Source organism: Flavobacterium sp. 316 (assembly GCF_000967805.1).
In the GTDB taxonomy this organism is placed as follows: Bacteria; Bacteroidota; Bacteroidia; order Flavobacteriales; family Flavobacteriaceae; genus Flavobacterium; species Flavobacterium sediminilitoris.
The window spans coordinates 70,215-92,984 of record NZ_JYGZ01000008.1 but is presented as its reverse complement, the minus strand read 5'-3'; the positions used below and the strand labels follow the sequence as shown (position 1 = coordinate 92,984).

Here is a 22,770-nt window from a genome sequence, read left to right as displayed (position 1 = left end):
AAGAAAATTGTATCTTTATAATTGCAAATTTAGGTAAAATCATATTAATAAAGAATGAAACCAAACGAAATTGATTTACACAAAGAATTAAAGAAATATTTCGGGTTTAACCAATTCAAAGGACTTCAAGAACAAGTCGTTAACAGTATCATTTACGGAAATAATACATTTGTAATTATGCCTACGGGCGGTGGAAAATCATTATGTTATCAGCTTCCTGCTCTAGTTTTAGAAGGGACAGCAATAGTAGTTTCTCCACTAATTGCACTTATGAAAAACCAAGTTGATGCTATTAGAGGACTAAGTTCAGAATCTGGAATTGCTCATGTGCTAAATTCTTCGCTAACTAAAACGGAGATAAACAAAGTTAAAAGTGATATTACTTCAGGATTAACCAAGTTATTATATGTAGCTCCTGAATCGCTAACAAAAGAAGAATATACTCAATTTTTAAAAGGAGTAAAACTATCTTTTGTTGCTATTGACGAAGCACATTGTATCTCTGAATGGGGGCATGATTTTAGACCTGAGTATAGAAACTTGAGGAATATTATTAAACAACTGGGTGACATTCCAATTATTGGCCTAACTGCAACTGCTACACCAAAAGTGCAAGAGGATATTCTAAAAAACTTAGATATGCCAAATGCAAACACATTCAAAGCCTCTTTTAATAGAGCCAACTTGTATTACGAAATTAAACCTAAAACGAAGAATATTGAGTCTGATATTATTCGTTTTATTAAACAACACAAAGGAAAATCGGGTGTTATTTATTGTTTAAGTCGAAAAAAAGTTGAAGAAATTGCACAATTATTACAAGTAAATGGTATTAGTGCTGTTCCTTATCACGCTGGTTTAGATGCTAAAACAAGAGCGAGACATCAAGACATGTTTTTGATGGAAGATGTAGATGTAGTAGTGGCAACAATAGCCTTTGGAATGGGAATAGATAAACCTGATGTACGTTTTGTAATACATCACGATATCCCTAAGTCGTTAGAAAGTTATTATCAAGAAACAGGAAGAGCCGGAAGAGATGGAGGAGAAGGACATTGTTTAGCTTATTACTCTTATAAAGACATTGAGAAGCTAGAAAAATTTATGTCTGGAAAACCCGTTGCCGAACAAGAAATAGGTTTTGCCTTATTACAAGAAGTAGTGGCTTATGCAGAAACTTCTATGTCAAGAAGAAAGTACTTATTACATTATTTCGGTGAAGAATTTGATTCAGAAACAGGAGAAGGTGCTGATATGGACGATAACGTTCGTAATCCTAAGAAAAAAGTAGAGGCACAAGAACAAGTAGAACTATTATTAAAAGTAATAAGGGATACAAAAGAACAGTTTAAAGCAAAGGAAATTATTTTAGCATTGAATGGTAAAGTTAATGCCATAATAAAAGCGCATAAAATAGATCTCCAACCATTATTTGGCAAAGGGAAAGCTTTTGATGATCGTTTTTGGATGGCGTTAATTAGACAAGTTTTAGTTTCAGGATACATTAAAAAGGATATTGAAACATACGGAATAATTAAGCTGACAGACAAAGGACATGGTTTTATTGAAAAGCCAGAAAGTTTTATGATGTCTGAAGATCATGAATATAGTGAAGCAGAAGACGAAAACATTGTTGCAGCAGCAAAATCATCTGCAACAACTGATGAAGCTTTAATGGCTATGCTAAAAGATCTTAGAAAAAAAGTAGCTAAGAAATTAGGTGTTCCTCCTTTTGTAGTTTTTCAAGATCCATCACTAGAAGATATGGCGTTGAAATATCCCATATCTATTGACGAATTAGGAAATATTCACGGTGTTGGTGAAGGAAAAGCGAAAAAATACGGAAAAGATTTTGTTGAATTAATCGCAAGATATGTTGAGGACAATGATATTATTCGTCCTGACGATTTAGTAGTAAAATCAACCGGAGCAAATTCAGGATTAAAGCTTTATATTATTCAAAATGTAGATAGAAAATTAGCTTTAGATGATATTGCAAAAGCAAAAGGTTTAGATATGGATGGTTTGTTGAAAGAAATGGAACAAATTGTTTATTCAGGAACTAAATTAAATATAAGCTATTGGCTTGATGATATCCTAGATGAAGATCAACAAGAAGAAATTCATGATTATTATATGGATTCAGAATCAGATAATATAAAAGATGCCTTAAAAGAATTTGATGGTGAATATGATATTGAAGAACTACGTTTAATGCGTATTAAATTTATATCTGAAGTTGCTAATTAAATAAGGAAAGATTACATATTAGAAAATTCCCCAATTAAATAATAATTGGGGAATTTTTTTATTTAGAATAATTTTTAAAAATATAGATCCAAATTAATCGCGATAGTTTTATGTTTGTAATAGATAAACAAAGAATTACAATCCCAATTATTGGAAAAATTCGCAAATCAAATGTTTTATCAAAAAAAGGAGCTGCAATAAAATAAGTAATTAAAGCTTCTGCACAACCTACAGCATAGTTTACAAACATTGCTCCAAAAAAGAAACCGGGCTCTTTTTCAAATTTTAAATTACAATTCGGACAATTTTCATTCATCTTAGGAAATCCAAAACCAAAATTGATAAGACCATTCTTAAAAACTTTCCCTTTATTACAATTTGGACATTTATTGCTAAAAAGGTTCATTATAAGATTTTTCATAGTATATAAATTTATGCAAAAGTAAATCAATATTCATTTTACTAAGTTTTGTATATTCGCTAAAAAGTGTACAAAAAAGACATTTGTTATATGAAACAATATCCTGTTTATGAAATAGAGAATTTTGAACAAAACATTTTTTACAATAATTTATATGTAAACTCTTTTACAGAGCATTTAAAAAAACATCACTTTATTGAAAAATTGCATCGTCACAATTTCTATCTTTTAGTTCTTTTTACTAATGGAACAGGAAAGCATACAATTGATTTTGATACGTTTGATATTACTAAAGGAAGCTTGTTTTTAATGCAACCAGGGCAAATTCATTCATGGAAGCTTTCTCCTGATATTGATGGATATATTGTTTTCTATTCGAAAGAAATTTTTAATCTTCATTTTAAAGAAAAAAGAATAGAACATTATCCTTTTTTTCAATCTTTCAAAAATAATCCTGAAATTCTTTTATCTGATTCTGAAATAGGACATTTACAACCTTATTTTGATTTAATGATTGATGAAAGTAAAAATAATAAGCAATATAAAAGAGATAAGTTGTTAAACCTTTTAGATGTTATTCATATTGAAATAACTAGAATATATTCTTCAGAAACAAATCAGGAAAAACCAATTTATAATTATAAATTAAAACAGTTTGATGAACTTTTAGAAAAGTATTTTAAAACTGAAAAATCACCTTCTTTTTATGCTGATAAAATGGCAATTACTCTAAAGCATCTTAATAGAATTGTAAAAGCAACAGTAAATAAAACAGTTACAGAGTTAATAACACAACGTGTAATCCTTGAAAGTAAGCGATTAATGGTAGAACGAAAACTTACAATTAATCAAATTGCAGATGAATTAGGGTTTTCAAGTCCAAATTATTTCACAAAACTATTTAAGAAACATGAAGGTATAAATCCAAAAGAGTTTATTAAGCAAATGTCAAATTAGGAAGTATAAACTTCACCACGATGAGGTTTTAAAGCATCTCTAACTTCAATCATATTTTGTTCTTCAACTACCATAAATGCAACAGCATGCATTTCATTAATAATATCAAAACCAGTGATATTTAAAGGAAGTTTTTCAATTTCAATGTACTCTTTTAAATGAATTTCATGATGCTCGGCTGTTTTAGCAGCAGCTTGACCTCTAAAATCCCAAATTAATTTTATTTTACGCATTTGTGTTAATTTTATTGAATCGTTTTTCAAAAAAACCGATATTCAAAGGTAGCTTTTTATTAAATTTGAGAAAAACTTTATCAAATGAAATACTCAATCTTCTTTGTTTTTATAGTTGGTCAATTATTTTCCCAAGAACTAACCTTAGAACAAGCTAATCATTTAGCAACATTACCTATAAAATGTTTACAACAAGAATATCCGAATAAATTGAATCAATTATTAATTAATGATTCAGAGTTACAGTCTCCAAAAGAGCTTCATCCTGCTTTTTATGGTTGTTTCGATTGGCATTCTTCTGTTCATGGCCATTGGAGTTTGGTCTATTTGATTAATAATTTTAAGAGTCTAGATAATAAAAAAGAAATAATTCAAAAACTAGAAGTGAATTTATCAGAAGAGAATATCGTAAAAGAAATGGAGTATTTTAATAAAGCTCATGAAAAGTCTTTCGAGCGTACTTATGGTTGGAATTGGTTATTAAAACTTCAATTAGAATTAGAACAAAGTGAAGAAAGTTTTGCAAAACCATTAGCCGAAAATTTAAAACCGTTAACTAATTTATTAATTGAGAGATATTCAGAATTTTTACCTAAATTATTATATCCAATTAGAGTAGGAACACATTCAAATACTGCTTTCGGATTAACAAATGCATGGGATTATGCTGTGTATTCAAATAATCTAAACTTTCAAAAAATAATTAAAGAGAATGCGTTAAGAATGTATTTGAAAGATGAAAATTGTCCGTTTACATGGGAACCAAGTGGAACTGATTTTTTATCGCCATGTATGGAAGAAATAGGTTTGATGCAACGCATTTTGACTGAAAAAGAATTTTTATCATGGTTAAATAAATTTGCACCAAGTTTGTTTAAAAAGAAATTTCAATGGGAAACGGCAAAAGTTTCAGATAGGACAGATGGTCATTTAGTACATCTTGATGGGTTAAACTTTAGTAGAGCCTGGAATTTATATACATTAAGTAATCAATATCCTAAAATATTCTCTCATTTAAGAAAAATAGCCGACGAACATTTGCAATTTTCACTACCTTCTGTTGTAGATGGAAATTATGAAGGGGAACATTGGTTGGCCTCTTTTGCATTGAGAGCTTTTGAGTCAAAATAATAAAATCAATTGATTACTTTTGCAAAAATAATAAATCAAAAAAAGAGATGCCTCGCGAATTTCAATTTCAAGTATCACCAGAAGTAGCAGCTAACGAAGTTTTGTTAGCCAATCATGTTGCTAAATTATTTCAGGTTTCTCCAAAAGAAATTCAAAAAGTAGTTATAGTTAAACGTTCTATTGATGCAAGGCAAAAAGCCATTAAAATAAATATTAAAGCAAATGTTTTTCTAGTTGGAGAACCTTTTGTTGAATCAAAAATTGAATTACCAGATTATCCTATTGTAACCAATGCTAAAGAAGTTTTAGTTGTAGGAGCTGGTCCAGCAGGTTTATTTGCTGCATTACAATTAATAGAATTAGGTTTAAAACCAATAGTATTAGAAAGAGGAAAAGATGTAAGAGGTAGACGTCGCGATTTAAAAGCAATAAATGTAGATCATATAGTTAATGAGGATTCGAATTATTGTTTTGGAGAAGGTGGCGCAGGAACTTATTCTGATGGGAAATTGTATACAAGATCAAAGAAAAGAGGTGATGTAGATAGAATATTACAATTATTAGTTGGTTTTGGAGCTTCGAATGAAATTTTAATTGAAGCACATCCACATATTGGAACTAACAAACTGCCACAAATTATACAAGATATTAGAGAAAAGATTATAGCTTGTGGAGGTCAAGTTTTATTTGATACAAAAGTAGTAGATATCCTAATTAAAAATCAGGAAGTTGATGGTGTTGTTTTACAAGATGGAAGTGTTATACATGCAAATAAGTTAATTTTAGCAACAGGACATTCTGCTCGCGATATTTTTGAATTATTAGATAAAAAGAAAATACATATAGAGGCAAAACTTTTTGCATTAGGTGTTCGTGCAGAACATCCACAGGAACTGATTGATAAAATTCAATATTCATGTGACTTTAGAGGTGAATTTTTACCGCCAGCACCATATTCTATTGTAAAACAAGTGTCTGGAAGAGGAATGTACTCTTTTTGTATGTGTCCTGGTGGAGTTATAGCTCCTTGTGCTACAAGTCCTGGAGAAGTGGTTACAAATGGGTGGTCTCCTTCAAAAAGAGATCAAGTAACAGCAAATTCTGGAATTGTTGTAGAGTTGAAATTAGAAGATTTTAAACCTTTTGCAAAATTTGGATCTTTAGCAGGAATGGAATTTCAAAAAGCAATAGAACAAAAGGCTTGGCAATTAGCGGGTTCAACTCAAAAAGTACCTGCGCAAAAAATGGTCGATTTTACTCAGAAAAAAGTATCATCAAATATTCCTAAAACATCTTATGTTCCAGGGACAACTGCTGTTGAGTTAGGAGAAGTATTTCCTAGTTTTTTAACTCAAACAATGCGTGAGGGTTTTGTACAATTTGGAAAATCTATGAATGGGTATTTTACAAATGATGCAATATTGCATGCTCCAGAAAGTAGAACGTCATCACCAGTTAGGATTCCTAGAGATTCTGTAACATTAGAACACCTTCAAATTAAAGGATTGTATCCTTGTGGAGAAGGAGCTGGTTATGCGGGTGGAATTATTTCTGCTGCAATTGATGGAGAAAAATGTGCTTTGAAAATAAAGGATACATTATAAAACAAAAAGGATAGCATTGCTATCCTTTTTGTTTTATAATGTATATATCTAAGTTAGATTTTTTTAACTCTTACAGCATTCATCCCTTTCATTCCTTTTTCAAGTTCATAAGTAACTTTGTTACCTTCTTTTACTTCATCAATTAAACCTTTAACGTGGAAGAAAAACTTATTATCAGAATCAATTTCTTTTATAAAACCAAAACCTTTTGAAGTGTCATAAAAATCAACAATACCTTTTCTTTCAGTATCTATTTCTTCTGATTCTTCTCTTTTTGGTATACCAATTTCGATGCTTTCAACATCAACAACTATTTTCTTAGAAGGATCTGGTGGAGTATCTGTTAAATGTCCATTTTCATCAACATAAACATATAAATCTTCACCAGCTAATTTTGGATTAGCTTTTCTTGCTTCTTTTTTTTGTTGTTTTTCTTGCTTCTTTTTTAAGCGAAGTTTTTCTTTTTCTTTTTTGTTAAACGTTTCTTGAGGTCTTGCCATTAACTGAATTTAATTTTAAGTGATTAATATAAAAAATTTAAAAAGGCTAGTTATTGCTCTGTTGAGATAGTACTTCGAGAAGTAATTAAGAGTAAATAAGGAAGGATTTATTAAATTTCTGTTTAGCAAAGATACAATAATAATTTTAGCTTATATAACTTATTTAAGAAATTGATTTTCAATATTTTGTTTGAAAGGAAAAAAAGATGTCATGAAAATGGAATAACCGATATTTATTTTAAAGAAACGGGATACAAAAAAGGAAAGACAATTAGAAGCCAAACTTTTTTTGTACTTTTGAGAGATTATAATAAGATTATGAAAGAAGAAAAAGTAATTTTAGTAGATATAAACGATGAACCTATTGGGTTAATGGAAAAAATTGAGGCTCATGAACATGCATTGTTACATAGAGCTTTTTCGGTTTTTGTTTTAAACGATAATAACGAAATAATGCTTCAACAAAGAGCAGCTCATAAATACCATTCTCCTTTGTTGTGGACTAATACTTGTTGTAGCCATCAACGTCCAAGTGAAACTAATATTCAGGCAGGAAAGAGGCGATTAATGGAAGAAATGGGTTTTGTTACTGACTTAAAAGAACTTTTTCATTTTATTTATAAAGCGCCTTTTGATAATGGTCTAACGGAGCATGAATTAGATCATGTAATGATTGGACATTATAATGAAGAACCTAACATAAACAAAGAAGAAGTAGAAAGCTGGAAATGGATGAAAATTGAAGATGTAAAAGAAGATATGCTTGTAAATCCAGATGTTTACACCGTTTGGTTTAAAATTATATTCGATGAGTTTTATCATTTTTTAGAAAATCATAAAGTTTAATTTTTAAAATATTAGTAATAAAAAATGCGAGTAACTGTTTCAAGGAAAGCACATTTTAATTCTGCTCATAGATTATATAGAAAAGATTGGTCTGAAGAGAAAAACAATGCCATTTTCGGTAAATGTAATAATCCAAATTTTCATGGGCATAATTATGAACTAATAGTAAGTGTTACAGGTGAAGTAGATCAAGAAACAGGATTTGTAATTGATGTTAAAATTTTATCTGATTTAATCAAAGAACATATAGAACATACTTTTGATCATAAAAATTTAAATTTAGATGTTATAGAATTTCAAGATTTAAATCCAACTGCTGAAAATATAGCCATTGTAATTTGGAATAAATTAAGACCTTTTATTGATGAAAATAAAGATTTGGAAATTGTTTTATATGAAACGCCAAGAAACTTTGTAACCTATAAAGGAAATTAAAATGGCATTAAAAATTGGAGATAAAATACCTTGTTTTTTTAATGAGGATAATAATGCAGTCTTTAATTGGGATAAGTATAAAGGAAAGCCATTAGTGATTTATTTCTACCCTAAAGATGATACACCAGGTTGTACTACTCAGGCATGTGGTTTTAGAGATGAATATGAAACGTTTAAAGAATTAGGAGCAGAAGTTATTGGAATAAGTGGAGATTCTAATGAATCTCATGAAAAATTTGCTCAAAAATATAAATTACCTTTTCTATTATTATCGGATAATAATAAAAAAATCAGAAAGCTTTTTGGAGTGCCTTCAAATCTCTTCGGATTAATTCCAGGTAGAGTTACTTATGTAATGGATAAAAATGGAATTATTCAGTTTATCTTTAATAGCATGTCAGCTAAAAATCATGTTCAAAAAGCAAAAGAGATTATTCAAAAAATGACAGAATAGTTGTAGAAAACCCAATTTTAAATAATTTTCGCAGTATGAGTACAAAATTATATCCTCTTACATTTAATCCTATTTTAAAAGAAAGAATATGGGGAGGAACAAAACTTCAAACATATTTAAATAAATTAATTAATTCGGATATAACAGGTGAAAGTTGGGAAATATCAACAGTTCCTAATGATGTGAGTGTGGTGAATAGTGGTTTTTTAGAAGGGAAAAATATAAATGATATTATAGCATTATACCCTGAAGACTTTTTAGGAAAATCTGTTTTAGATCGATTTGGAAATCAATTTCCTTTACTTTTTAAGTTTATTGATGCGCAACAAGATTTATCTATTCAATTGCATCCAAATGACGAATTGGCTAAAAAAAGACATAATTCTTTTGGAAAAACAGAAATGTGGTACGTGATGCAAGCTGATGATAATGCCCGTTTGGTTGTTGGTTTTAAAGAAAATTCAAATAAAGAAGAATATTTAGCTCATTTAGAAAATAAAACACTTGTTTCTATTTTAAACGAAATGCCTGTTAAAAAAGGGGATGTGTTTTTTTTAGAAACAGGAACTATCCATGCAATAGGAGCTGGAATTGTTATAGCAGAGATTCAACAAACGAGCGATATAACATATAGAATATACGATTGGGATAGAGTAGATGCAAATGGGAATGAAAGAGAATTGCATACCGAATTAGCTTTAGATGCTATAAATTATAATACAACTCAAGCTAAGGTCAATTATGAATTAAATAATAATCAATTAAATAACGTTGTAGATTGTGATTATTTTAAGACCAATATTCTTTCGTTAAAAGGGGAAGTTACATGGAATAAAAAAAGAGATGCCTTTACAGTTTTAATGTGTACAGAAGGCCATTTTACTCTTTCTTATGAAGAAGAAAACTATAATTTTAAAAACGGAGATACTGTTTTATTACCAGCAAGTATTCAAGGTGTTGATATGAGTGGAGAAGCTACTATTTTAGAAATTTCTATTTAATTCATTATCATTAGAATATATTGCTTAATTTTGCATCAAATTTTAAATAAATACAAAATGGCAAGCGTTAAAAACTTGAAAAAAGAAATCAACTACGTTTTAGGAGATTTAGTAAACATCGTTTATGTATGGGAAATGACTCATGGAGGAAAACCAACAGAAGCTACAGATGCTATTGTTGATGAAATCTATGATAATTATGATGCATTGGTAACAAGAATAAGCCAAAGAGATGTTGAAAATAAAAAATCTCATTTTTCTCAAATTCGTAAAGATTACGAAGCTACTGCTAATCAAATAGTTGAAAAAATCAACGGATTAAACTAGAAAAAATAGATAAAAAATTGCGATTTTTTTTTGCAAATATAAAAAACTGGATTATATTTGCACCGCAATAGAGTTGCCGGTGTAGCTCAGCTGGCTAGAGCAGCTGATTTGTAATCAGCAGGTCGTGGGTTCGAGTCCCTCCATCGGCTCTATTTTTAAGACCATCAGAAATGATGGTCTTTTTATTTATAGCCCTTTTTAAAATAAGAAACGTTGTTTTTATAAAGTAATATCAATTAGAATTTACTTTAGACTTTTTAAAGTGTCTTGTAGTTTTTATAAAGACGCCTTTTTAAAATTATAAAAAATAGAAGATCATATTTCTTGTAATATTAATGTATCATTTGTAGTACATATAGCTTACAGATATAGTTAAAACAACAAAGAGCAAATGTTTAATTTGCTCTTTGTTGTTTTGTTAAATAAAATAAATCTATTTTTCGTTTTGTTTTCTGTCTTTAATATGTTTTGTTAAGAGTTTTCCATATTTTGAATTGGTAATTTTAGGAGTTAAATGTTTTGCAATGGTATCTAAATAAGCAATATTTATATCTCCTATTTCTGTTAAAGCTAAATATGGAGCAATTTCAAAATCACCATGAGTAGCAGCAAAATTTGCAGTATATCGATATTTTCTAGTTAAAATTTTTTGGTATGCATCGTTAATACTATCGGCTGTTTTTTCACTTAAATTAAACCCTTCTTTGATTTTCTTTTCTACCAATTTTAAACTTTGCTCATTAAATTTTGTTCTGTAACTATTGAATTCTGTTAATAATTCATGATTTTTAGAACCTGTGACTTTTGCTGAAGCATAAAATTCTTTAAGGTTAGCATCAATATTCATTTCACCAGGTTCAGCAAAAAAAGGAAGACTATTGTCTATAGAGTTTGTTTGCCCTCTATCTAAAAATAAATATAAAACTTCAGGACTTTTTAATTTAACTGTACTTTCAAAGTTTGAATTACCTTTAATAATGATACTGTCTAATGTAACGAAAGTAGTGTCTTCTATTTTTTTAAGGTATAATTTTCCTTGACTTAATCCTTTAATGTTTCCTGTTAAATGTAGGCTTCCTTTTGGAGTTTCTTTTTTCTCACATGCTACTAAAGCAAACAATCCTACTCCTAAAAGTAATAATTTTTTCATTTTCTATTTTGTTAATTAGTTTATTATGGTGATACTTTTTCCATTAAAAAAGTACACATTATGGCTCCGTATGTTCCTGCTATATATCCGAAAATTGCCAAAAGAACTCCTACACTAGCTAATGATGGATGAAACGCTGAGGCTACAACAGGTGCAGATGCAGCTCCACCTACATTTGCTTGACTTCCAACTGCAATGAAGAAGTAAGGTGCTTTTATTAATTTTGCAACAGCAAATATGATGATAAAATGGATTATCATCCAAATTATTCCTACTAGAATTAATCCTGGATTATCTAATACTGATCTTAGATCCATTTTCATTCCTATAGATGCAACAAGTATATAAATAAAAATACTACCTATTTTACTAGCTCCAGCTCCTTCATACGTTTTTAGTTTAGTATTGGATAAGATAATTCCTAAAGCTGTTGCAATGGTAATCATCCAGAAGAAAGTTCCTCCAAATGTTGATGCAAAACTTTTAGGATCATTTACTGATTCAAAAGTGTTTTTAAAGAAGTCAGCAGCTACTTGTGAACCCCAATGTGATAACCCTACAGAAGTAAAGGCAATTGCTAAAATAACCATGTAATCAGATAATGTAGGATTTCTTTTTACACTTTCTTGATAATTTGAAACTTTATCTTGAAGTTCTTGTATAGAAGAATTATCTGCTTTTAACCACTTATTAATGGTTTCTTTTTTACCAATTCCATATAGAAGTGCAGCCATACCAATATTAGCAACTACAATATCAACTAATACCATAGCTCCATATTTTTCTTGATTGTATTTAAAAATTTCTAGCATAGCTGCCTGATTTGCTCCACCCCCGATCCAACTTCCTGCAATTGTAGATAAGCCTCTCCAAACAGCGTCAAAATCATTTCCTCCAACTGTTTCTGGAGAAAAAATGGAAACAATTAGAATAGCAATTGGTCCACCTAATATAATTCCGATGGTTCCTGCTATAAACACAATTAGTGCTTTTGGACCTAAATTTAATAATGCTTTTAAATCAATACTTAATGTCATTAAAACTAAAGCAGCAGGTAAAAGATATCGACTTGATACAAAATAAACTTGTGATTTTTTTTCTATAACTTCTCCTGTTTTGTTTAACTCCGTCCATTCAGGAGATATAATATGTAGAGAACTGAATATAGCAGGTAATAGATAGCACATTAAAAGTGCTGGAATTACAGTGTAGAAATTTTTCCAAAAACCAGTTTCTTTTGATGAAGTATAAAAAACAATACCTATAAGTAGCATTAATAAGCCAAAAACAATAGTGTCATCTGTAAAAAAGGGTGGATTGTGCATAGTTTATTATTTATCTGCAAAATAATAAAAAAAAACCTCAAAATACATAGTACTTTGAGGTTTATATTTTTAAGGGTATACTTTATATTATCCTTTTAACCAAGCTTCTTTAACTGCTTTTTTACTGTTATCAGTAGATTGGTATCCGTCACGTTTTTCTTTTGGCATTTTTATAGTGCCTTTTATTTCTTGTTCTTTTCCATCTCTTTTTATTTTTACCGTTATTGGTTCGTCATCTTTCCAGTTCATACTACCAACAACTAAGTCATAAATATTATCAAGATTGTAATTAACTCCGTTTACAGCTAAAATTCTATCATTTCCTTTTAGACCTAGTGAGTTCATGAAATCATTTAGTTCTATACTAGGAATAATAATAATTTCTTTAGTAGATTGATCTATTGTTATATATGGCATTTGACCTTTTAAGAATGGATTTCCAGCTACTTCAATTGTTGTTTCAGTAACACCCATTTTGTTAAAGAATTCGTTGTAAGGAATAGGAGTTTCACCAGCTACATATTTAGTAAGGAATTCTCCAACCGCTGGATATGTTAATGCTGTTATTTTTCCAAATAATTCTTCATCTTTGAAAGGTTTTTTACTACCATATTCATGTGATAAATCTTGCATTAAGTTTAAAATTCCTTTTTGTCCATTACTATTTTCTCTAATAAGGATATCCATACACATAGCAATTAATGCTCCTTTTTGATACACATTAATGTATTGATCTTTATATGGTGCTTTTAAAACGTTTTTACTCATTTTAGTAAAACTCATTTTATCATCCATACGTTTCGCTTGGTCTATTTTTTGAGACATTCTTTCGTAGAATTCATTCTCGGTTATTAGGCCTTGGTTAACTTGGAATAAGTTTGCAAAATACTCTGTTACACCTTCATACATCCATAAATGCTCTGACATTTTAGGATTAATAAAATCAAAATAATGAATTTCATTAGAGTGAACACTTAAAGGTGTTACAATATGAAAAAATTCATGAGAAACCACGTCTTTTAATTGTTCTTGTAATGCTTCTAATTCCATCATTTCAGGCATTACTACAGTTGTTGATGTGGTGTGTTCTAAAGCTCCAAAACCTTTAGCATCATTTGATTGTACATCAGAAAGATATAAAAGTATTGCGTATTTCTTTGTAGAGTTTATAGGGCCAAGAAAACGTTTTTGAGCTTTCATCATGGTTTCCATATTTGGAGTAATGTCAGCAGCAGTATATTTACCAGTTGGCGAATAAACACTAATAATAATTTCCATGTCATCTACCATAAAAGTAGTGATGTCTGGTTTAGAATACATTAAAGGCATATCTACCAAATCTGCATATCTTTTTGAGATAAAAATATCTTTTTCAGGACTGTCATCTGTGTCAACCATAGCTGAAACACCTTGTAAGTTTGCAGGATGTGTAATTGTAAGTTTGTAAGGGATTGATTCTTTTCCTTCAAAATAACCTACAAAGCCATGAGTGTTTAGCATGAAATTCTCTCCTGCTTTAATATTTGTTCCTGCTGGAGAAAATACATCTTCACTTTCTCCAAAACCACCACCTTTCTCAGTATCATAAGTGTCATTAACTAAATATGTTATTTTGGAAAGCTTGTTTGCTTCGTCAATTTTATAGCTATTTTCAGTGATTTTTGTAATTCTTAAACCATTTCCACTTGCATCAAAAGCTCTTACATTTTCTATATATCTACCATAATCGTCTTCAGAATAAGTTCCTGGAACTGTTTTTGGGATATTAAAAGTTGTAGTTTCAGTTGTAAAAGTAGGTGTTGAAATGGTAACAGTTACTTTGTCATCTTGTACATTTACCAAATCAATTAGCACATCAACTTCTTCTTTTTTTGAAGTAGAAGGAGATGTCTTACAACTCCAAATAAAACTTGCTATTGCAAGTGATAAAATTATTTTTTTCATTTTAATCTTTTATTGATATTTTATATGTCTTGTTTAAGTTTTATTTGTTACATATTTTATATAAAAAAAACCTCACTAGTGAGGTTTTTGTAGATTTTAGTCAAATTTATTTTTGAAGTAATATTTACTGTCTAAATCATCATCTTCTAAAGGGTCGAATTTTAATGGTTTAGGTTTAGGTTTACTTGCAATTGCTTTTTTCTTCCAAATTTCAAAATTATCTTTCGATAATTTTGTTTTCATCAATTCGGTAACATCTTTTTCTGAAATTCCAAATTCTTCTTTTAGCACTTCAAAAGGTTTTTTTTCTTCTTGCGCCATACTGACAATTCTTTCTATGGTTTGATTGTCAAATTCTGAAATCTTGCTTTTTTTCATTAGATGAAAAATTAATCTTATAATTTTGTTAATGTTATACACTTCAATATTACTAAAAAAAAATTAGAAATTAAAAAATCTGTCTTTTTTTTGTGATATTTTATTTTTAATGAGTATTTGGTCTTTTTTTTGAGATATAGTTAAAAAATGGTCCTAAAAGTTAAATTTATTCTATTGTTTTTGGAGGAAGTTGTTTTGGGTAATTGATGTTTATAAAAGATTTGACTACCTTCTTTCATTAATAATAAGCTACCATGATTTAAATTGAGGTTTATTTTTATATCTTTTTTCTCAATATGTTTTAGTTGAAAGATTCTATTTTCTCCTAAACTAATAGAAGCAATTATTGGGTTTTTACCTAATTCTTTTTCGTTGTCGGAATGCCAACCATTACTATCTTTTTCGTTTCTATATAAATTTAACAGAACAGTTGTAAAGTTTGTATTTGTTGCGTTCTCAATTTTATCCTTTATGTATATTAATGTAGAGTTCCAAGTATGAGGATGCATTATAATATTGGAATATGAATATGGTTTTCCTTCATTTCCATATAGAGCAGTTAATCTTGGCTGTAAATGTGTTTTTCCAAAAACGGTTATATTGTCTTGTTTCCAAGGAGTATTTTGAAGTAGCTTTTGAAATAACATATCGGCTTCTTCTTTTGAAAAAAAAGTTGGGTAGTATTCAAAAGTTGCATCAGGTAAATCTAATTTGATTTTTTCATCTGGAAATAAATCTAGCATACGGAGATAATATTTGAAGAGTAATCTAACTAAATTACTCTTCAAATTTAGAATGTTTTTTTATTTATTTTTTTGTAAAAGATTTTTGTAAATAGCGGCTCCAACAATTGCTCCTAGTATGGGTGCAACCCAAAATAACCAAACCTGACTAAGTGGTGTTCCTCCAACAAAAAGAGCTTGCGATAATGAGCGAGCAGGGTTTACAGATGTATTAGTAATAGGAATACTAATTAAGTGAATTAGTGTTAACGCAAGACCAATTGCAAGGCCTGCAAATTTTCCATTTGCTAACTTATCCGTTGCTCCCAAAATTACTAATAAGAAGAATAATGTTAATACAAATTCTGCAATAAAAGCAGAGAACATTGAATAACCTTGAGGTGAGAATGAGTCAAATCCATTTGAAGCGAACGCACCTGCCTGATTAGAATCTATAGCAAAATTTTCATTCCCGGATAGTATTAAATATAAGGTTCCGGCTGCTAGGATTGCGCCTATACATTGAGAAACAATATAGGGTAATAATTCTTTGCCAGAAAATCGTCCGCCAACCCAAAGTCCTATTGATACTGCAGGATTGAAATGACCTCCTGAAATGTGTCCAACAGCATATGCCATAGTTAAAACAGTTAAACCAAAGGCGAGTGCAACACCCGCGAAACCAATCCCTAAATCAGGAATTCCGGCAGCAAATAATGCACTACCACAACCTCCAAAAACCAACCAATAAGTTCCAAAAAATTCTGCTAAAAGTTTTTTCATAATTATATAGTATTTGTTAATAATTCTAATTTATGTAATAATAGGACCAGTAAATTAGCAGTATTTGGAGAGGCAATCTTGCTAAACGCAACCATTTTGGTAGACCTAAAGCAGCTTTTTCATTATGAAACATATATAGATTTGCTGGAAAAACAGCAAGTAATAGTAGAATAATTCCTATGGCAGAATATTTTGAAATTAAAGGAATACAAATACCAATTCCTAAAACAATTTCTGCTAAACCACTTATTTGGTTTAATAATTTTGGATTTGTGAAGTATGGAGGGATTATTTTAATATATAATTTAGGCTGTCTAAAGTGGTTTAAACCAGCTAAAATATATAATAATCCCATTAAATATTGATGCCAAGGTAAATCCATTATATTATGATTTATAACGAATTTAATCAAAATAAATAAAAAGAACTATTTTTTGTTAAAATTTATGTTCATGATTACTATTGCAAGAATAATTAGTAGTATTCCAATCCATTGAGAGAAAATAACTGTTTCATTCAATAAAAAGTAAGCCATTAATACTGAAACAGGTAATTCTAAAGAGGAAACAATACTCCCTAATCCTAGTCCCGTTTTTGGAAAACCAGCGGTCATTAATATTGGAGGAATTATAGTACCAAATAAGGCTAAGAAAATACCATATTTTCCAAAAATCGCAAAATTAAATGGTTCTGTTTGAGTGTAGATGCTAAAGAAAAACACAATAATACCACCACCTAGTAGCATAAAGAGACTACGTTGAGCTGATGAAATTCCTAAAGCAACTTTATTTGCTGTAAACATTGTAGTTGTAAATGACATAGCAGCTAGCATACCCCAAAAAATACCAATCCAGTTTAGTTCTACTTCACTGAAAAGTAAGTTAGTAGCTAATAATGTTCCAATTAAAACAATTATTACAGCTATCGTTTTTTGTTTTGAAGGTGCTTTTTTGTCTAAAAACCATTCTATTAAAACTCCCATCCATACAGTTTGCATTAATAATACAATTGCTATAGATACATCAATATATTTTACTGATAAATAATAAAAAACACTAGTCATTCCTAAGGAAGTTCCTGCTAGCATTAAGTTAAATATGTTTTTTTTACTTGCTTTTACGACTGTTCCTTTATTTTTTATTTTTTGATATAAATTTATAAGTAACATACCTGTTATACCATATATAAATTGTGAAGTAGTTACTTCTGCTGTTGTGAATTTTTCAACATCTAAATAGGCAAGTTTTACAAAAGTAGCAAGCATTCCATAACTAGTTGCTCCTAAACCTACTAAAAATACTCCTTTAATTATTTCATTCTTTGACATGTACTTCATTTTTAAGGGGCGCAAAGATAAGCGAAAATGAATTGTTTTTTTGTGGTTTATTTTAAAATCATTCTTTATTTAAAGTTTATTTAACACAAATAGATTAAATTTTGTTTTAATATTATGGCTTATAAATTTAGAGTTTTCAGATGAGAAATATTATTTGCCTATTGTTTATTGGTTTTTTATGTTGTAATAATAAAGATGTAGAAAGAGAAGTTTTTAGAGATTATACAAAGTATCATCAAGAAGCTCTTGCTTATTCTATAAAAAATAAATTTAATCAAGATTATTATTATTTAGTGGATTTAAGTGTTCATTCAGGGAAAAATCGCTTTTTTATTTATGACTTTAAAACTAATAAAATCGTAGACAAAAATATAGTTACTCATGGAAGTTGTGATCAATTTCAAGAAAATCCTGATAAATGGGAAAAAGTTGTATTTAGTGATAAAGAAAATAGCCATTGTTCATCAAAAGGAAAATATAAGATAGGAAAGAGAGATTATAGTAGTTGGGGAATTAATGTTAAGTATTGGCTACATGGTTTAGAACCATCAAACAAAAGTGCAGAAAAAAGAGTAGTAGTTTTACACTCTTGGGATGCGGTTAAAAATGAAGAAATATATCCTAAATATAGTCCTTTAAGTTGGGGTTGTCCAGCAGTATCTAATGAATTTATGAAAAAATTAGATGTCCAATTACAAAAAAGTAATGAACCTGTTTTACTTTGGATTATTGAATAATTAGTTTTGGAGATATGTGATATAAAGTTTGTAATATTTGATTTATTATTGCTTTTATTTGTAAGATAAATGAAAATAATGCATGAAAAATATATTTTTATTATTTTTCTCTTATATTTATGCTCCCAAATTCACTTGAATGTTAAACCTGATAAAAGGAAGCAAAAAAGAAAGTAAAATACTTTTATTGCTTGAGAAAGCACATACTCTTCGGATAAATAATCTTTCGCAAAGTATCATATTAGCACAGGATGCATTAGATAATAGTATTCTTGTAAATAATAAATCTTTGCAAGCAAAAAGTTATAGCCAGTTAGCATTATATAATATGGTTATAGGCGAAATGGAAAAAGCTACTTTTTTTTCTAATGAAGCCATAAGAATTTTTACCGATTTAAATGATAAAAAAGGGATAGCAGATGCTAAATATAGTTTGGCAGGTGTTTATTATAAAACAAATTTATATCACTTAGGCTTCATTACTTTTATAGATGCTTTGAAAATTTATAAAAGAAATGATGATTACTATAATCAATCTAGGACAGAAAAATCATTAGGTACTATTTACGATTATATTGGTGATTACATTAGTGCATTACGATTGTATAATAGTGCAGTAAAAAATGCCAAAAAAGTATGCGATTTTAATTTAGAATCTAACGCGTATAATGCCATTTCTGGAATTCTAGTAAAAAAGGGGAAATTAAAATTTGCTATGGCATTTATTAATAAATCTATCCAATTGAAAGAGAAAACTAATGATGTAAGAGGAATGGCATATGCTTTATATGGAAAAGGAAAAGTTTATTTTTGGTTAAATGAGTATGAGAATGCAGAGTCTTTTTATTTTAAAGCGCTAAGTATTCATAATGAGATGGGAGAAAAAACAGGATTAGCCATGACTTATACTAAGTTAGGAGAACTATATTACAAAATGGGAAAGTTGGCATTAGCATTGGAAAATGCTTTTGTAGGTTTGAAAATTGCCAATGAACTTAATTTAGTAATGTGTAGTATAAAACTAAACAAGCTCGTCTCTCTAATTTATAAATCAAAAAAAGAATATTCTTTGTCTTTAGAATTTTTAGAGCGTTATCAAAAAGAGAAAGACTTGGTGATGAATGCTCAAACATTTAAAGTTATTGAGAATTATGGAATGATGTCTAGAATTGAAGTTTTAAAAAATGAAGTAAAACTTCAAAAAGAAAAAGAAGAAATATTAGAGCAAAAGAATAATATTGAAATTCAAGAAGTTAAAATGCGTCAAGAATTTCTATCTATTATGAGTCATGAAATAAGAACACCTTTAAATGCTATAACATCTATAATTACATTATTGAAAGATGAAATGAGTGAAGAAGGTGAAGTGTTACTCCAAAGTTTACAATTTGCTTCATCAAATTTAATTAAAATTGTAAATGATGTATTAGACTTTACAAAATTAGACTCACAAAGATCAAAACTAGAAAAAACACCTGTTAACCTATTTGATTTAGCACAAAAAGTAGTAGGCGTTTATGAAAAACAAGCTCAAGATAAAGGCTTGCAATTAATACTCCATTTCGATATTAAAGAAAGGGGATTATATTATTTAGACGAAACAAAAATTGTTCAAATATTAAATAATTTAATTAGTAATGCAATTAAGTTTACAAATGAAGGTGTAATCGAACTTTCAATAAAACTACTTAAGATTAAGAAAAAACATGATAAAATAATTTTTGAAGTTAAAGACACAGGAGAAGGAATTTCTAAAAATAATTTGAAAGATATTTTTGAAAGTTTTTCCCAAGTTAAATCTGTTTTAAATAGAAATAATAGTGGGACAGGCTTAGGGCTTGCAATTGTAAAGAAAATAATAGAACTTCATGGAAGTAAGATAAAAGTAAAGAGTACTTTGGGTAAAGGCTCAACTTTTTATTTTAAATTAAGAGCAGATACAGTTGCGTTTGCAAATGAAGTTTCCGAAATGAGTCCTAAAAATTTGATAGATTTAAAAGGGAAAAAAGTGTTAATTGTAGAGGATACATTAATTAATGCAGCTCTATTAATTAAAATTCTTTCAAAATGGGAAATGGAATCAGATCATGTTGAAAATGGTTTGAAAGCACTAAAGAAAGTCAAGAAGAAAAAATTCGATTTTATCTTAATGGATATTCATTTACCAGAAATGAATGGCTTTGAAGTAACAAGATTAATTAAAACAACAATTAATTTAAATAATAATACTCCTATTTTAGCTCTCACAGCCGATACAATGTTAACCGCTCAAAATTATGAAGTCAATTATTTTAATGGTTTTTTATGGAAACCATTTGAAATTGATAGATTAAGAGAAACATTAGGAAATATTTCGTTATAATTTTACTTTACATTTAAATCACTTAAATGCAAACGAAGCGCCCTTACTGAAATACTTATTTCCCAAAAAGACAAACCAAGAGAAACTAATAAGCAAAAAAGTGATAATCCAAAAAGATAAATGCCAGTTAATGAATGACCTAAAAAAAGAAGAAGCATTGCAAAAACAGATAGAAACAAGCATAATACACCAGACAATTGCATATAACGAATTAAAGTTAATCGAAGATTTAGGTTTTTAATTTCAAGCAATGTTGTTTTGTTTTCTTCCTCATCGTATGTTTTCTTTAAACTTCTAATAATTTGTGCAATTGTTAAAAAACGATTTGTATAAGCTAATAAAATTAAAGAAGTAGCAGAAAAAAGAAGAGCAGGAGTTTCAATAGATAAATTCATCTTATAGTTTTTGAATGGTACAAAGTTATAAACTTTTAAGCCTTATTTAATCTTTTTTAATTCATATAACCAGTTTGTTTCATTATTCGGTTCTTCAACTTTTATTGCGCCTAACTTTAAAACAGCTTTTTGAGACCTAAAATTTGTTGCACCTACATGAAAATAAATACTATTTACAAATTGAAAAGCATAATCAATCATCAATTTTTTTAGATTACTATTATAATTTGTTCCCCAATAATCCCTTGAAATAAAAGTAAACCCAATAGAGATGTTATTATATTTTGAATCTAAATCGTAATAACGAGATGAACCAATTATTCTTTCTGTAGCAGTATCAATTACAGCAAAAGCACTATTAGATGCCAATGCTTTTTCAAAAAAAACTTTAAAGACATCTTCTTTGTATCGATCATTATTCGGGTGTTGTTCCCAAATAAGTTTGTCTGAAGCTATACTAAAAAGAGCATTAAAATCGCTCTCTTTTAAAGGCCTGATTGTAATTAATTCGTTAGAAAGAACTGGTTGTAAATTCATTTATAATTGAATATTATATTTGTAGATTCTACTATTTCCATTTTCTGTTTTGGTAATCTCTTCTTCAAATTCTTCAATTGTATTAAATAGCACATTAGATGATTTAATGTTTTTCTTACTAGTAAAATAGAGCATTTTGTTTTGAGAATCATAAAACGGACAATAATCTAATGCTGGAGAATTAATTTCATTACCTAGATTTTTTGCTTTTTCCCAATTTCCTGATTCATTTCTATAACTAATATATAAATCACCACTACCAAAACCATCATCTCTTTTATAACAAGAATAGATTAAGAAATCTTCATTAGGAGAAATAAAAGCATTAAATTCATATCCATCACTATTTACGTTAGTGCCTAAGTTTTCTGGTTCAGAATAAGTATTATCTTGCCATTTACTAACAAAAATATCTTCTTTTCCAATAGTTTTTGAGTTTTCAACAGTAAAATATACGTTTTTATTTATCGATACAGAAGGATAAAATTCGTCTTTTTCAGAATTAATAGGAGCTCCAATGTTAATAGCTTTTGACCAATTATCTTTTATGCTTTTTCGTTCAACATACCAAATATCATAATCCTTACTTTTCGAAATAGAGTCATGTAAAGGCCTGTTTGACGAAAAATATAAACGCAAGCCATCGCCAGACAAAAAAGGTTCAATATCTCTATGAGCACTAGAAAATGAAACTAATTTTGGTTTGCTCCATTTTTTATTCTTCTTCGTTACAAATGCAATTTTCGAAACTTGTTCATCATTACTTTGAATAGTAAAATAAACCTCATTGTGATTTTTAGAAATAGAAATATCTCTTACATTTTGATATTTTGATAAAAAATCAAAAGCATTAGTAGGTTTTACTTCATTTTGAGAAGAAACAAATAAACTATTTAGCGTTATAATACTGATGAATAATAATTGTTTATACATTATTTGTAT

General features: G+C 28.8%; 25 protein-coding genes and 1 tRNA gene. 12 read left to right on the top strand and 14 right to left on the bottom strand.

What is annotated here, in order from left to right:
• The first annotated feature begins 54 nt into the window (after window positions 1-54).
• Window positions 55-2,250: a DNA helicase RecQ gene (recQ, locus tag SY27_RS17065; RefSeq protein ID WP_045972641.1), complete on the top strand. Its 2,196-nt coding sequence runs from the start codon at window positions 55-57 to the stop codon at window positions 2,248-2,250.
• 58 nt (window positions 2,251-2,308) lie between these two features.
• Here the strand turns inward: recQ and SY27_RS17060 are convergent, their stop codons facing one another.
• On the bottom strand, window positions 2,309-2,671 hold the full coding sequence (locus SY27_RS17060) for a DUF983 domain-containing protein (protein WP_045972639.1): 363 nt from the start codon (window positions 2,669-2,671) through the stop codon (window positions 2,309-2,311).
• Window positions 2,672-2,761: 90 nt separating this feature from the next.
• Here SY27_RS17060 and SY27_RS17055 point away from each other — a divergent pair, with 90 nt between their 5' ends.
• Window positions 2,762-3,628: an AraC family transcriptional regulator gene (locus SY27_RS17055; protein ID WP_045972636.1), complete on the top strand. Its 867-nt coding sequence runs from the start codon at window positions 2,762-2,764 to the stop codon at window positions 3,626-3,628.
• On the opposite strand, the gene SY27_RS17050 is transcribed toward SY27_RS17055, so the two are convergent.
• Window positions 3,625-3,861, bottom strand: coding sequence for a hypothetical protein (locus tag SY27_RS17050; RefSeq protein ID WP_045972833.1), 237 nt, complete (start codon window positions 3,859-3,861; stop codon window positions 3,625-3,627). The two genes, SY27_RS17055 and SY27_RS17050, sit on opposite strands and share 4 nt — an antisense overlap.
• A gap of 84 nt (window positions 3,862-3,945) precedes the next feature.
• Between SY27_RS17050 and SY27_RS17045 the strand changes: the two genes are divergently transcribed.
• Window positions 3,946-4,992: a DUF2891 domain-containing protein gene (locus tag SY27_RS17045; RefSeq protein WP_045972634.1), complete on the top strand. Its 1,047-nt coding sequence runs from the start codon at window positions 3,946-3,948 to the stop codon at window positions 4,990-4,992.
• A 47-nt stretch (window positions 4,993-5,039) separates the two neighbouring features.
• A complete protein-coding gene (locus SY27_RS17040; RefSeq protein ID WP_045972631.1) occupies window positions 5,040-6,596 on the top strand; it encodes an NAD(P)/FAD-dependent oxidoreductase in 1,557 nt (518 codons plus the stop codon).
• A gap of 53 nt (window positions 6,597-6,649) precedes the next feature.
• Here SY27_RS17040 and SY27_RS17035 read toward each other — a convergent pair whose 3' ends face one another.
• Window positions 6,650-7,096 carry a cold-shock protein gene (locus SY27_RS17035; protein WP_045972629.1) on the bottom strand — a complete coding sequence of 149 codons (447 nt, stop codon included), beginning with the start codon at window positions 7,094-7,096 and terminating at the stop codon, window positions 6,650-6,652.
• Between the two features lie 318 nt (window positions 7,097-7,414).
• Between SY27_RS17035 and idi the strand changes: the two genes are divergently transcribed.
• The 6 genes from idi (at window position 7,415) to SY27_RS17005 (ending at window position 10,308) form a co-directional block, all read left to right on the top strand.
• Window positions 7,415-7,942, top strand: a complete 528-nt coding sequence (gene idi, locus SY27_RS17030) for an isopentenyl-diphosphate Delta-isomerase (protein WP_045972831.1) — start codon at window positions 7,415-7,417, stop codon at window positions 7,940-7,942.
• Between the two features lie 24 nt (window positions 7,943-7,966).
• On the top strand, window positions 7,967-8,377 hold the full coding sequence (locus SY27_RS17025) for a 6-carboxytetrahydropterin synthase (protein WP_045972627.1): 411 nt from the start codon (window positions 7,967-7,969) through the stop codon (window positions 8,375-8,377).
• A gap of 1 nt (window position 8,378) precedes the next feature.
• Window positions 8,379-8,831 carry a peroxiredoxin gene (locus SY27_RS17020; RefSeq protein ID WP_045972625.1) on the top strand — a complete coding sequence of 151 codons (453 nt, stop codon included), beginning with the start codon at window positions 8,379-8,381 and terminating at the stop codon, window positions 8,829-8,831.
• Window positions 8,832-8,866: 35 nt separating this feature from the next.
• Entirely contained in the window at window positions 8,867-9,832 is a 966-nt protein-coding gene (locus SY27_RS17015) for a type I phosphomannose isomerase catalytic subunit (protein WP_045972623.1), read from the top strand.
• A 57-nt stretch (window positions 9,833-9,889) separates the two neighbouring features.
• A complete protein-coding gene (locus SY27_RS17010; RefSeq protein ID WP_045972621.1) occupies window positions 9,890-10,159 on the top strand; it encodes a hypothetical protein in 270 nt (89 codons plus the stop codon).
• Between the two features lie 75 nt (window positions 10,160-10,234).
• A tRNA-Thr gene (locus tag SY27_RS17005) sits at window positions 10,235-10,308 on the top strand.
• A gap of 284 nt (window positions 10,309-10,592) precedes the next feature.
• On the opposite strand, the gene SY27_RS17000 is transcribed toward SY27_RS17005, so the two are convergent.
• From SY27_RS17000 to SY27_RS16965, 8 genes are all read right to left on the bottom strand, one after another.
• Window positions 10,593-11,309: a DUF4369 domain-containing protein gene (locus SY27_RS17000; RefSeq protein WP_045972619.1), complete on the bottom strand. Its 717-nt coding sequence runs from the start codon at window positions 11,307-11,309 to the stop codon at window positions 10,593-10,595.
• A gap of 23 nt (window positions 11,310-11,332) precedes the next feature.
• Entirely contained in the window at window positions 11,333-12,634 is a 1,302-nt protein-coding gene (locus SY27_RS16995; RefSeq protein ID WP_045972617.1) for a DUF819 domain-containing protein, read from the bottom strand.
• A gap of 87 nt (window positions 12,635-12,721) precedes the next feature.
• Window positions 12,722-14,578 carry a peptidase M61 gene (locus SY27_RS16990; protein WP_045972615.1) on the bottom strand — a complete coding sequence of 619 codons (1,857 nt, stop codon included), beginning with the start codon at window positions 14,576-14,578 and terminating at the stop codon, window positions 12,722-12,724.
• Window positions 14,579-14,674: 96 nt separating this feature from the next.
• A complete protein-coding gene (locus SY27_RS16985) occupies window positions 14,675-14,956 on the bottom strand; it encodes a DUF2805 domain-containing protein (protein WP_045972613.1) in 282 nt (93 codons plus the stop codon).
• 140 nt (window positions 14,957-15,096) lie between these two features.
• Window positions 15,097-15,699, bottom strand: coding sequence for an alpha-ketoglutarate-dependent dioxygenase AlkB (locus SY27_RS16980; RefSeq protein ID WP_045972611.1), 603 nt, complete (start codon window positions 15,697-15,699; stop codon window positions 15,097-15,099).
• A 60-nt stretch (window positions 15,700-15,759) separates the two neighbouring features.
• Complete coding sequence (gene aqpZ, locus SY27_RS16975; RefSeq protein WP_045972608.1) at window positions 15,760-16,461, bottom strand: aquaporin Z; 702 nt, start codon at window positions 16,459-16,461, stop codon at window positions 15,760-15,762.
• A gap of 25 nt (window positions 16,462-16,486) precedes the next feature.
• Entirely contained in the window at window positions 16,487-16,843 is a 357-nt protein-coding gene (locus SY27_RS16970; RefSeq protein ID WP_045972606.1) for a DoxX family membrane protein, read from the bottom strand.
• A 45-nt stretch (window positions 16,844-16,888) separates the two neighbouring features.
• A complete protein-coding gene (locus SY27_RS16965) occupies window positions 16,889-17,788 on the bottom strand; it encodes a DMT family transporter (protein WP_045972604.1) in 900 nt (299 codons plus the stop codon).
• 149 nt (window positions 17,789-17,937) lie between these two features.
• Between SY27_RS16965 and SY27_RS16960 the strand changes: the two genes are divergently transcribed.
• Window positions 17,938-18,534 carry a murein L,D-transpeptidase catalytic domain-containing protein gene (locus SY27_RS16960; RefSeq protein WP_045972602.1) on the top strand — a complete coding sequence of 199 codons (597 nt, stop codon included), beginning with the start codon at window positions 17,938-17,940 and terminating at the stop codon, window positions 18,532-18,534.
• A gap of 139 nt (window positions 18,535-18,673) precedes the next feature.
• Window positions 18,674-20,896 (top strand): ATP-binding protein, encoded by a 2,223-nt coding sequence (locus tag SY27_RS16955; protein WP_045972600.1) that lies wholly within the window; start codon window positions 18,674-18,676, stop codon window positions 20,894-20,896.
• Window positions 20,897-20,898: 2 nt separating this feature from the next.
• On the opposite strand, the gene SY27_RS16950 is transcribed toward SY27_RS16955, so the two are convergent.
• The 3 genes from SY27_RS16950 to SY27_RS16940 are packed head-to-tail and all read right to left on the bottom strand — an operon-like array spanning window position 20,899 to window position 22,761.
• A complete protein-coding gene (locus SY27_RS16950; protein ID WP_045972598.1) occupies window positions 20,899-21,291 on the bottom strand; it encodes a DUF2721 domain-containing protein in 393 nt (130 codons plus the stop codon).
• A 42-nt stretch (window positions 21,292-21,333) separates the two neighbouring features.
• Window positions 21,334-21,828 carry a GNAT family N-acetyltransferase gene (locus SY27_RS16945; RefSeq protein ID WP_045972596.1) on the bottom strand — a complete coding sequence of 165 codons (495 nt, stop codon included), beginning with the start codon at window positions 21,826-21,828 and terminating at the stop codon, window positions 21,334-21,336.
• A complete protein-coding gene (locus SY27_RS16940) occupies window positions 21,829-22,761 on the bottom strand; it encodes a PD40 domain-containing protein (RefSeq protein WP_045972594.1) in 933 nt (310 codons plus the stop codon). It lies immediately after the preceding gene.
• Window positions 22,762-22,770 lie beyond the last annotated feature (9 nt).